This is a genomic window from Actinosynnema sp. NPDC091369 (genome assembly GCF_044757065.1).
Classification (GTDB): domain Bacteria; phylum Actinomycetota; class Actinomycetes; order Mycobacteriales; family Pseudonocardiaceae; genus Actinosynnema.
On record NZ_JBIVUG010000001.1, the window covers coordinates 1,658,549 to 1,670,172 of the forward strand.

Below are 11,624 nucleotides of genomic sequence, written 5' to 3' on the forward strand. Positions count from 1 at the left end.
ACGTTGTTGTGCGGTAACTGGTGCGCAGTATGCGTGCCGCGTGTTCTGGTCCTCTGCCCACCTGGGGTCTCTGGCCTGAGCAACCGCCGCAATGACCCCAGACGCAAGTGACGACGAGGTAGACCCGTGCGCACGTACAGCCCGAAGCCCGGCGAGGTGACCCGAACCTGGCACGTGATCGACGCCCAGGACGTGGTGCTCGGTCGGCTCGCCACCCAGGCCGCGACGCTGCTGCGCGGCAAGCACAAGCCGACTTACGCCCCACACGTTGACACCGGTGACTTCGTCATCGTCATCAACGCGGACAAGGTGGCGTTGACCGGCAAGAAGCGTGATCAGGAGTTCGTGTACCGGCACTCCGGTTTTCCGGGCGGCCTGAGCCAGCGCTCGTTCGGCGAGGTGCTCGACACCCGCGCCGACCGGCTGGTCGAGAAGGCGATCAAGGGCATGCTGCCCAAGAACCGCCTCGGCCGCGCGATCGCGGGCAAGCTCAAGGTCTACACGGGCCCGAACCACCCGCACGCTGCGCAGCAGCCGCAGCCGTTCGAGATCAAGAAGGTCGCCCAGTGACCGAGCACCAGACCGAGGACATCGACGTGACGACCCCTGAGGCCGAGAGCGACGCCGTCGAGACGGACGCCGTCGAGACCGAAGCCGTCGAGGCGGAGGCCACCGAGGCCGAGGCCACCGACGCCGACACCCCGGCAGCCGAGTCCGACGAGGTCGAGGACTCCGCCGAGGTCGAGGCCACGCCCGTCGTGCGGCACACCCTCAACGCGGGTGCGCACCACCTCGCGCAGACCGTCGGCCGGCGCAAGCAGGCCATCGTCCGCGTGCGGCTGCTCCCCGGCAGCGGCAAGTTCACCCTGAACGGGAAGTCCCTCGAGGACTACTTCCCGAACAAGGTGCACCAGCAGCTCATCCGCGAGCCCCTGGTGACCACCGAGAAGCCGGAGACGTTCGACGTCATCGCGAACCTGCGCGGCGGCGGCACGACCGGCCAGGCCGGCGCGCTGCGCCTCGCGATCGCGCGTGCGCTGATCGCCGTCGACTCCGAGGACCGCCCGGTGCTGAAGAAGGCCGGCTTCCTCACCCGCGACCCCCGGGTCAAGGAGCGGAAGAAGTACGGTCTCAAGAAGGCCCGCAAGGCGCCTCAGTACAGCAAGCGCTGACCCCTCACCCGGGTCCAGCGAGCACCATCCTGCGGGAGCAGTCAGTTCTTCGTCGAACTGCTGCTCCCGCAGTGTTTTTCCCCTCTTTTCCTCGCTACATGGAGGTCACGGCGATCATGGCTCGGCTGTTCGGCACTGACGGCGTACGCGGTCTCGCCAACGCGGACCTGACCCCGGAACTCGCGCTGTCCATCGCCGCCTCCGCGGCACGGGTGCTGGCCGAGCACGACCGCTCGCACCGCCCGGTCGCGGTGGTCGGCCGCGACCCGCGGGCCAGCGGCGAGATGCTGGAGGCGGCCGTGGTGGCCGGCCTCACCTCGGCGGGCGCGGACGTGCTGCGCGCGGGCGTGCTGCCCACCCCCGCCGTCGCCTACCTGGTGTCGGCGCTGGGCGCGGACGTCGGCGTGATGATCTCCGCCTCGCACAACCCCATGCCCGACAACGGCATCAAGCTGTTCGCCGCGGGCGGGCACAAGCTGCCCGACGCGGTCGAGGACGAGATCGAGCAGAAGCTGGGCGAGCGCGACCACCGCCCGACCGGCGCGGGCATCGGCCGCGTGCGCGACATCGAGGACGCCGAGGGCCAGTACGTGCAGCACCTGCTGAAGGTGACGCCGCACCGCCTGGACGGCCTGAAGGTCGTGGTGGACTGCGCGAACGGCGCCGCGTCCGTGGCCGCACCCGACGCCTACCGCCGCGCCGGCGCCGAGGTCGTGGAGATCCACGCCGCGCCCGACGGCTTGAACATCAACGACGACTGCGGCTCCAACCACGTCGCGAAGCTGCGTGCCGCCGTGGTCGAGCACGGCGCCGACCTGGGCATCGCGCACGACGGTGACGCGGACCGCTGCGTCGCGGTCGACGCCGACGGCAACGACCTCGACGGCGACCAGGTCATGGCGGTGCTGGCGCTGGGCATGAAGGAAGCCGGCGAGCTGACCGACGACACGCTGGTCGCGACCGTGATGAGCAACCTCGGCCTGCACCTGGCGATGCGCGAGCACGGCATCGCGCTCAAGACGACCGCCGTGGGCGACCGCTACGTGCTGGAGGAGCTGCGCGCGGGCGGGTTCGCGCTGGGCGGCGAGCAGTCCGGGCACGTGATCCTGCCCGCGCACGCCACGACCGGCGACGGTCTGCTGACCGCGCTGCGCCTGATGGCCCGGATGGCCGAGACCGGCAAGCCGCTGGCCGAGCTGGCGGGCGTGATGCGCCGGCTGCCGCAGGTGCTGATCAACGTGGTCGTCGGTGACAAGGCGGCGGTGGCGAAGGACGCCGCGGTCAAGGAGGCCGTCGCCGCGGTCGAGGCCGAGCTGGGCGACACCGGCCGGGTGCTGCTGCGGCCGTCCGGCACCGAGCAGCTGGTCCGGGTCATGGTCGAGGCGGCCACGCACGAACTGGCGGAGTCCGCGGCGCAGCGGCTCGCCGGTGTGGTTTCCTCGGTGCACTGACGCGCGAGTCGTTCGGGGGGTTCGGGGATGGGCAACTTGGGTTTCGCCGAGATGGGGATCATCGCGATCGTGGTGATCGCCGTCGTGGTGGGCATCGTGGTGCTGGTGAAGAAGAGCGGCGGCAACCGGGGTCGGCAGCCGTACCAGGGTCATCACGCCGGCCAGCCCTACCCCGGCCAGCCCTACCCCGGTCAGCCCCACCCCGGCCAGAGTTACCCCGGCCAGCCCTACCCGGGTCAGCCGTTCCCCGGCCAGGGCCACCCCGGTCAGGGCCAGTCGGGACAGCCGTTCCCCGGTCAGCAGTTCCCGGGTCAGCAGTTCCCGGGTCAGCCGGGGCAGCAGCCCGGTGGCCCCTACCCCGGCCAGCCGGGCCAGCCGCCGCACGGCCCGAACCCTCCCCACGGTCCCCAGCCGCCCGCCGGTCCGCCGCAGTAGCCGCCACCGGCGCGTTTACACCTGCAAGGACCCGTGCGGAACCGCCGTCAGGCCGCCCGCCGGGGTGCCACGATGGGAACCGCACACCGAAGCGTCGCGTCGAAAAGGGGCGAGTCGTCGAGTTGGGTCGTGGCCTTCGCGCCACGGAGGGGAGTGGAGCGCCGTGGCCGGTTACGGCACCAGTACCGAGGCGATGCAAAAAGCCTCGAAGGGCATTTCCGATGCGGCGAAGGAGACGGCCGACGGGTTGAAGGACGTCGGTCAGACCCAGACGGTCGCCCGTGATTTCGGGGAAGCGCACCAGCAGCACTTCACCAACTACAAAGCGGGCATCGACAACTTCGGCAAAGGCATCACGAACATGACGAGCGTCCTCGGCGGATTCGCCGGGAAGATCGCTTCCGGTGCCACGACCTACGGCGACGTCGAATCCACGAACGCTGCCGACTTGGGGAGCCAGTACTGATGGCCGAGCCGAGCTGGAACGACGTCAAGGCCGTTCTCGACGACCCGAACGTCTCGGAGGACAAGAAGGCGGAGCTCATGCACGCCTACGTGTCCGAGACCGCGCCGTGGAACATCCCCGACGAGGCGAACGCCTACAAGGACCGCTACGACACCTCCAGCTTCTGGAACTGGGGTGACGGCGCGTCCGCCGACAACGGCCTGCAGAACCGCTACGACGAGGCCAAGGCCGAGGGCGAGTCCAACAGCTACAACAGCCAGGAGCAGACCAAGGCCGTCCAGGACGGCCAGCAGGACCTGGACGCCAAGCAGCCGCCGACCGCGTCCGGCTCGGGCGTGAAGCTGTCCGACGAGCTGTTCGACGCGGGCAAGGCCGGGCTGAAGGTCTTCGAGAAGTTCGAGGGCATCTGGAACAACCGGCCCGGCGACTGCATGGGCAACACCACGGCGATCAACTACGCCGAGCAGATCCAGAAGCCGTACGACGAGCAGCGCGGGATCAACTTCCACAAGCTGCTGATGGAAGCCGACGAGTTCAGCACCGCCAAGAGCAAGATCGACGAGATGAAGTCCGACGTCGACAACCAGCTCAAGGCGCTGTACGGCGAGTGGGAGGGCCAGGCGGCCACCAAGTCCCACGAGCACTACACCGGCGAGCTCTCGCCGAAGATCACCGAGCTGGCCGACGCGTTCGAGGGCGCGGCGAAGCTGACCCGCACCGCGGTCCGCGGCGTGTACGACCTGTGCAAGAGCAAGGCCGACGAGGTCCTGGGCATGTACCGGGAGCAGATCGGCCAGGCCGACACGTACATGGCGGAGAAGGTCGTCTCGTTCGCGCGCGGCGAGGGCGACTACTCCAAGGACCGCGTGCTGGAGATCGCCGGCTGGGTCGACTCGAAGACCGGCAGCAACATCGCCGACCGGATCCACTCCGACGACTGCAGCCTGAACGACGAGAACCGCGACTACGCGATCAACCAGTGCAAGAAGTGGATCCGCGAGTCGTTCAACCGCGAGTTCTGGCAGCTCTACGAGCAGTTCAAGACGTGCTGCACCGAGACCAAGTCCTCGGTGGACGCCCAGTGGGAGACCCTCGCCAACTACATGGCGGAGTTCGAGAACCCGTTCCCGGCGCCCGCGAGTGACCAGGGCGGCGACAAGGGCGGGGACAAGGGCGGCGACACCGGCGGTGGCACCGGGGGCGGTGGCGGCACCGGCGGCGGCACGGGTGGCGGCGGCAGCGGTTCCGGTGGTGGCGGCGGCACGCCGCCCGTGCCCGAGATGCCGAAGCCCGAGAACCCGCTGGACAAGGACGGCGACGGCAAGCCGGACGAGATCAAGCTGCCCGGCGACACCGACGGCGACGGCAAGATCGACGACCTCGACGGCGACGGCAAGCCGGACGACCAGGCCGGCAAGCCCGACGGGTTGAAGGGCGACGAAGAGGCCCCGGAGACCGTCACCATCAAGAGCGGCGACAACGAGATCAAGATCACGGAGCCGGACGAGAACGGCCACGTGCAGATCACCGTCGACACGCCGCAAAGCGAGCCGAAGACCTACGACGTCGACTTCAGCAACAACCCCGACGCGCTCAAGGCCCTGATGGGTCAGAACGGCGCGGCGGCGCTGGCGGGCGCGGTGGCCGGCGCGACCTCGACCACGGGCGCGGTGCCCGGCGGCACCCCCGGTGCGGTCGGCGCGGCCGGTGTCGTCGCGGGCCCGGCCGAGGGCGGCGCGAACGGCGCGATCCCGGTCGAGGCGGGCGCGGACGGCAAGGCGTTGATCGAACTGGACGGCCTGGCCATCACCGCCGAGGTCGACCCGCTGACCGGCGAGATCAACCTCACGGTCGACAACGGCGACGGCTCGCCCGAGGAGTACGGCGTGGAGTTCGGCGAGGACAACGCCGACTCCGGCGCGACGCCGGGCATCCCGGGGATGGACAACGCCGTGCCGCTGCCGGCGGACGTCACCACCATGCCCGCCCAGGCGGACACGCTGATCGGGCAGCCGGAACCGGCCGTGGGCGCGGCCGTCGGCGGCGGTGGCTTCGGCGAGCCGCAGGTCAGCGCGGTGCCCGCCCCCGACCAGGGCTTCGGCGGCGGCGGTTTCACGGAGCCGCAGTTCAGCCCGCCGACCGCACCGGACCCCGGCTTCTCGGGCGGGTTCACCGAACCGCAGTTCAGCCCGCCGACCGCACCCGACCCGGGCTTCTCGGGCGGGTTCACCGAGCCGTCGGCCACCCCGATGCCCGCACCGGACCACGCCGCCTTCACCGGCGGCGCCCCGGCGGCGGCCCCGATCGCGGGCGGCTTCACCGAACCGTCGGCGTTCCAGCCACCGGCCGCGCAGCCGTTCCAGGCGCCCGGCTTCCAGGCCCCGGGCTTCCAGGCCCCGCCGGCGGCGTTCGACGGCGGTTTCACCCAGTACAACACCGAGGGCACCACGTCGACGTCCGGCGCTTCCGTCCTCGGCGGCGGTTCCGGCTTCAACGGCGCGGACTCCGTGCTGGGCGGCGCTTCGTCGGCGTCCGGTTCGGACCACACGTGGAACAACTCCCCGGCCGGCGCCGCCGACCAGGGCCTGGCGGCCGACACGAACGCGTCGCAGGCGGGCCAGGCCGGCTCGGCCACCCTCCCGTCGATGCAGGAGTCGCAGGCGGCGGGCCAGCCCGGCGGTTCCGCCGTCGGTGGCGGCATGATGGGCGGCGGGATGATGGGTGGCGGCATGCCCGGCGGTGGCCAGCAGGGCGGCGGCGGCGACAGCGAGCGCAACAGCCCCGGGCAGTGGCGCACGACCGGGTCGCTGTTCGACGACGACGCCAGCCTCAGCCGCGTCCAGGGTGTCTTGGGTGAGGAGGGCCGATGAGCGTCGCGTCGGAGCGGCTGGCTGTGGCGATGAGCCGCATGGACCAGATCGCGCGGGAGCACGCCGACCGGCGTGAGCTGCGGGAACGTCGCACGCGCGAGGCGAAGGAGCAGGCGAGCGACAGCTTCGCCAAGCAGGGCCAGGTCGCGCAGAAGATCGTCGAGCGGCTGAACGAGGCCGAGAAGGCGCAGAAGGCCGCCGGCGGTTGGAACACCCAGGCGGCGACGGAGAAGAAGAGCGGCGAGTACAAGTTCGGCGCGGAAGACGACGAGCCGACCTACGAAACCCCGCCGCCGGTGTCCACCTCCTGGTCCCCGACCCCGCCACCCCCGCCGGCACCCCCGGCCGCCGTCCCGCCGCCACCGCCCCCGGCCCGCCCGGCACCCCGCCGCCCGGCCCCGGTGGACGATGACGACGACTTCGGCGGCCAGAGCTGGCTGACCTGACGTCCCCCAGGCCCCTCGTCGCGTCCTACCAACCGATCGGGTGAACATCGCCCGACAATGTACGGAAACGCCGTTCCCGTACCTCGGTTAGAACGAGACCGCCCCCCGACAACCACCGCCGACGCCCACCACCGCGCCGACCGTGCCACCGGGAAACGTCCACCGGACCCGACGAGGGGCCACAGGACCTCAGCCACCTGCCCAACCCCACGACGACGACCACCAACGCCGCCACCACCACCACCACCCGCCAGGCCCGCACCGCCGCCTGGCCTGGCTTCGCCTGAAAACAGCCCGCAGTCGCCGCACAGCCCGGCAGCCATCGCGCAGCCGGCAGCCGCTCTCGGCCCGGTCGTCGCGCCCAGGCCCCAGCGGATCTCGCGCGTCCGCCGCGAATCGCGTCAGCGCCGCGCCTCGCCGCGCGAACGCTCGATCCGACCCCTCAGCCGCGCACCAGCGGGCCGCGTTGGTAGGTCAGCACGGCACCCTTCACGTCGCCGTCCAGCAGCGCGTCCCACCGCTTGTCGCCCTTGAGCGTCCGCAGCAGGAACGCCGTCATCAGCGCCCGCGCCAACTTCTGCGCCGCCCGCTCACCCTTGCCGTCGAGCAGCAGCTCGCTCCAGTGCCGCCCCTCCGCGAACCCCAGGTGGCTGGCCTTCGGCAACGACCGCAGCTGCACCGGCCCCTGCCACGCCTCCGCGATCGCCTCCGCGTGCCCGACCGGCGGCGCGATCCGGTCCTCCCCGCCGGCCAGGTGCAACCCGGGCGCGGTCACCCGGCGGGCCGCGTCGAGGGCCGACGGCCGGGTCTCGGATGCGGCGAACGTCACGACCGCCCGCACGCGCTCGTCGTCCGCCGCCGCGAGCACCGCCGCGCCGCCACCCATCGAGTGACCCGCGACCGCCAGCCGCGACGCGTCCACGCTGATCCCGCCGTCGCCCAGCCGCACGCCGGTGCACACGTCCAGCGTCGTCCGCAGGTTCCCGGCCAGCAGCCGCGCCGACATCAGCGGCCCGCGCTGGGTCCCCGGCGCGGCGGCCACGAAGCCCCACGACGCCAGGTGCCGCAGCAGCGCGCGGTAGCGGTTGACCGGCTGCAACCAGCCGTGGCCGAACGCGACCGCGGGCAGTCCCAGCCCGACCTCGGGCGTGTAGACCAGGCCCGGAAGCCCGACCAGCGCCAGGTCGCCCCGCAGCACGGGGTGCTCACCGGGCCTGCTGAGCTGGTCGAGCACCTGCTTCGCCGAGTAGCCGCTCACCACGCGAACGGTAGTCGATCGAGGTGACGGCGCGCACGCTCCGATTGGTCTACACCAATTCCGGGCGTGACCTGCGGCAACGCGGTCAACCGGCCCGTTCGAGGGATGGCCCTGGTCTAGTTACGCTGTGCGGCGTGTGCGGAATCGTGGGATATGTGGGACACAGGTCGGCGCTGGACGTCGTGCTCGACGGGCTGCGGCGGCTGGAGTACCGGGGCTACGACTCGGCGGGCGTCGCCGTCCTCGACGGTGACGGCGGCCTGGCCGTCGAGCGCAAGGCCGGCCGCCTGACGAACCTGGAGGCCCGCCTGGACGAGGTCGGCCGCGACGCCTTCACCGGCACCGCCGGCATGGGTCACACCCGCTGGGCCACGCACGGCGCGCCGATCGACCGCAACTCCCACCCGCACTGCGACGTCACGGGCCGCGTCGCCGTCGTCCACAACGGCATCATCGAGAACTTCGCCGCCCTGCGCGCCGAGCTCGAGGCCGTCGGCGTCGAGATGGCCAGCGACACCGACACCGAGACCACCGCGCACCTCATCGCCCGCGCGTACGACGAGGGCGACACCAAGGGCGACCTGGAGGCCAGCGTCCGCTCGGTCGTCCGCCGCCTCGAAGGCGCGTTCACGCTCGTCGTCACGCACGCGGATCACCCGGACGTGGTCATCGCGGCCCGCCGCTCGTCACCGCTGGTGGTGGGCGTCGGCGAGGGCGAGACGTTCGTCGCCAGCGACGTGTCCGCGTTCATCGAGCACACCCGCGAGGCCGTCGAACTCGGCCAGGACCAGCTCGTGGTGATCGACCGCGACGGCTACCGCGTCACCGACTTCGACGGCGCCGACGCGCAGGCCAAGCCGTTCACGGTGAACTGGGACCTGTCCGCCGCCGAGAAGGGCGGCCACGAGTACTTCATGCTCAAGGAGATCGAGGAGCAGCCGGAAGCGCTGGCCAACACGCTGCGCGGCCACTTCCGCGACGGCCGGGTCGTGCTGGACGAGCAGCGCCTGTCCGACCAGGACCTGCGTGACGTGGACAAGGTCTTCGTGGTGGCCTGCGGCTCGGCGTACCACTCGGGCCTGGTCGCCAAGTACGCCATCGAGCACTGGACGCGCCTGCCCGTCGAGGTCGAGCTGGCCAGCGAGTTCCGCTACCGCGACCCGGTGCTGGACCGCGACACGCTCGTCGTCGCCGTGTCCCAGTCGGGTGAAACGGCTGACACGTTGGAGGCCGTCCGGCACGCACGGTCGCAGAAGGCGCGGGTGCTGGCGGTGTGCAACACCAACGGCGCGCAGATCCCGCGCGAGTCCGACGCCGTGCTCTACACGCACGCGGGTCCCGAGATCGGCGTCGCGTCGACCAAGGCGTTCCTGGCCCAGATCGCGGCGAACTACCTGGTCGGCCTGGCCCTGGCGCAGGCGCGCGGCACGAAGTACCCCGACGAGGTGGCCCAGGAGTTCCACCAGCTCGAAGCCATGCCGGACGCCGTGCAGAAGGTGCTCGGCACCGTCGAGCAGGTCCGCGCGCTGGGCCGCGAGCTGGCCGACTCGAAGGCCGTGCTGTTCCTCGGCCGGCACGTCGGCTACCCGGTGGCGCTCGAGGGCGCGTTGAAGCTCAAGGAGCTCGCCTACATGCACGCCGAGGGCTTCGCGGCGGGCGAGCTGAAGCACGGGCCGATCGCGTTGATCGAAGAGGGCCTGCCGGTGGTCGTGGTGATGCCGTCGCCGAAGGGTCGCGCGGTGCTGCACTCGAAGTTGGTGTCGAACATCTCCGAGATCCAGGCACGCGGCGCGCGCACGATCGTGATCGCCGAAGAGGGTGACGAGACGGTTCGCCCGTTCGCGGATCACCTGATCGAGATCCCGGCGGTGTCGACGCTGCTGCAGCCGTTGATCTCCACGGTGCCGTTGCAGGTGCTCGCCGCGGAGATCGCCCGCAGCCGCGGTTACGACGTGGACAAGCCGCGCAACCTCGCCAAGTCCGTCACGGTCGAGTAGGGCAGGCTTGGCCCCATGCGGGGTCTGTGGACGACGGAACGGGTCCGGGCGGCGGAAGAACGCGTCATGGCGGTCGTGCCGCCCGGCGCGCTCATGCGGCGGGCGGCGTTCGGCGTGGCGGTCGTCGCGGCGGAGCTGCTGGCCGGCAAGCGGCGGGTCGGCCTGCTCGTCGGCGCGGGCAACAACGGTGGCGACGCGCTGTGGGCGGGTTACTACCTCCGCAAACGCGGTGTCGCCGTGTCCGCTGTGCTGCTGACGCCTGATCGTGTGCACGCGGAGGGCTTGGCTGCGTTCCGTCGTGCTGGCGGGCGGGTGGTCGACCGGCTGGTGGACGTCGACCTGGTGATCGACGGGATCGTGGGGCTCTCGGCCCGCGGCCCGCTGCGGCCGGACGCCGCCGAGCACGTGGCGCACCTCGACGCGCCCGTGCTGTCGGTCGACCTGCCCAGCGGCATCGACCCCGACACGGGCGCGACCTCCGGTCCCGCGGTGCGCGCGCACACCACCGTGACGTTCGGGTGCCTCAAGCCCGTGCACGCGTTGGCGGACTGCGGTGACGTGCGGCTGGTCGACATCGGCCTGGGCGGCGAGCTGCACGGGCCGGACCTGATGGAGCTCGACGTCGACGACGTCGGCATGGCGTGGCCGGTGCCGGGGCCGGAGGACGACAAGTACACGCAGGGCGTGACGGGTGTGGCGGCCGGGTCGTCGACGTACCCCGGTGCGGCCGTGCTGGCGACCGGTGCGGCGCTGCTGTCCACGTCCGGGCTGGTCAGGTACGCCGGTGCGGCGGCCGAGAACGTGCGGGCGCGGTGGCCGGAGGCGATCTGCACGGGGTCGATCACGGACGCCGGCCGCGTGCAGGCGTGGGTCGTGGGGCCGGGGTTGGGCACCGGGCTGGGCGCGGAGTCGGTGCTCCGGGCGGTCCTGGAGGCCGGGGTCCCGGTGTGCGCGGACGCCGACGCGATCACCATGCTCGCCAACAACCCGGACCTGTGGGACGCGCGCGACCCCGACACGCCGCTCGTGCTGACGCCGCACGACCGCGAGTACGAGCGGTTGGCCGGGCCGGTCGGCCCTGATCGGGTGACGGCCGCGCGGAAGGCGGCGGAGCGGTTCAACGCCGTCGTGCTGCTGAAGGGCCACGCGACCGTCGTCGCCGGCCCGGACGGCCGCGTCCTGGTCAACCGCGCCCGCACGTCGTGGGCCGCGACCGCCGGCTCGGGCGACGTCCTCTCCGGCGTCCTGGGCTCCCTCCTGGCCTCGGGCCTGGACCCGGTCCTGGCCGCCGGCTGCGCCGCGAAGGTCCACGTCCTCGCCGCCGACCTGGCCGCCGACGGCGCCCCGATCCCCGCCACCTCCCTCCTGCACTCCCTCCCCGACGCCATCCGCGCCGTGAGTCCTACGTCCAAGTCGCGTGAGTCCTACGTTCAGCTTGAGTTTTAACCGGGTTGTTTGGTTCTGACTCGTTTTGGTGTGTCTGGTTTGGGGTGCTTCCTGCCGACGGGGTGGCGTGGGGCGGGTCCGGA

At 71.8% G+C, this 11,624-nt stretch carries 10 protein-coding genes; 9 read left to right on the forward strand and 1 reads right to left on the reverse strand.

Translation table 11 applies throughout. The features are described from left to right. Positions 1-126 precede the first annotated feature (126 nt). The 7 genes from rplM to ACIQMJ_RS08345 all read left to right on the forward strand — a co-directional run bounded on the left by rplM (position 127) and on the right by ACIQMJ_RS08345 (position 6,840). Positions 127-570, forward strand: coding sequence for a 50S ribosomal protein L13 (rplM, locus tag ACIQMJ_RS08315; protein WP_033436749.1), 444 nt, complete (start codon positions 127-129; stop codon positions 568-570). Further along, the gene (rpsI, locus tag ACIQMJ_RS08320; protein ID WP_499760209.1) at positions 567-1,172 is read left to right on the forward strand and encodes a 30S ribosomal protein S9; all 606 of its coding nucleotides are present in this window, start codon (positions 567-569) and stop codon (positions 1,170-1,172) included. Before rplM ends, rpsI begins: the two co-directional genes overlap by 4 nt. Positions 1,173-1,288: 116 nt before the next feature. Next, a complete protein-coding gene (glmM, locus tag ACIQMJ_RS08325) occupies positions 1,289-2,623 on the forward strand; it encodes a phosphoglucosamine mutase (RefSeq protein ID WP_499760272.1) in 1,335 nt (444 codons plus the stop codon). A 27-nt stretch (positions 2,624-2,650) separates the two neighbouring features. Further along, positions 2,651-3,058, forward strand: a complete 408-nt coding sequence (locus ACIQMJ_RS08330; RefSeq protein ID WP_499760210.1) for a hypothetical protein — start codon at positions 2,651-2,653, stop codon at positions 3,056-3,058. Positions 3,059-3,221: 163 nt separating this feature from the next. Continuing rightward, positions 3,222-3,524 carry a hypothetical protein gene (locus ACIQMJ_RS08335; RefSeq protein WP_499760211.1) on the forward strand — a complete coding sequence of 101 codons (303 nt, stop codon included), beginning with the start codon at positions 3,222-3,224 and terminating at the stop codon, positions 3,522-3,524. Then, entirely contained in the window at positions 3,524-6,394 is a 2,871-nt protein-coding gene (locus ACIQMJ_RS08340; RefSeq protein WP_499760212.1) for a WXG100 family type VII secretion target, read from the forward strand. Before ACIQMJ_RS08335 ends, ACIQMJ_RS08340 begins: the two co-directional genes overlap by 1 nt. After that, positions 6,391-6,840 carry a hypothetical protein gene (locus ACIQMJ_RS08345; protein ID WP_499760213.1) on the forward strand — a complete coding sequence of 150 codons (450 nt, stop codon included), beginning with the start codon at positions 6,391-6,393 and terminating at the stop codon, positions 6,838-6,840. The genes ACIQMJ_RS08340 and ACIQMJ_RS08345 overlap by 4 nt, the downstream gene beginning before the upstream one ends. A gap of 442 nt (positions 6,841-7,282) precedes the next feature. Here the strand turns inward: ACIQMJ_RS08345 and ACIQMJ_RS08350 are convergent, their stop codons facing one another. Beyond that, complete coding sequence (locus tag ACIQMJ_RS08350; protein WP_499760214.1) at positions 7,283-8,098, reverse strand: dienelactone hydrolase family protein; 816 nt, start codon at positions 8,096-8,098, stop codon at positions 7,283-7,285. 134 nt (positions 8,099-8,232) lie between these two features. Here ACIQMJ_RS08350 and glmS point away from each other — a divergent pair, with 134 nt between their 5' ends. Continuing rightward, on the forward strand, positions 8,233-10,095 hold the full coding sequence (gene glmS, locus ACIQMJ_RS08355) for a glutamine--fructose-6-phosphate transaminase (isomerizing) (RefSeq protein ID WP_499760215.1): 1,863 nt from the start codon (positions 8,233-8,235) through the stop codon (positions 10,093-10,095). Positions 10,096-10,110: 15 nt separating this feature from the next. Continuing rightward, positions 10,111-11,541: an NAD(P)H-hydrate dehydratase gene (locus ACIQMJ_RS08360; protein WP_499760216.1), complete on the forward strand. Its 1,431-nt coding sequence runs from the start codon at positions 10,111-10,113 to the stop codon at positions 11,539-11,541. Positions 11,542-11,624 lie beyond the last annotated feature (83 nt).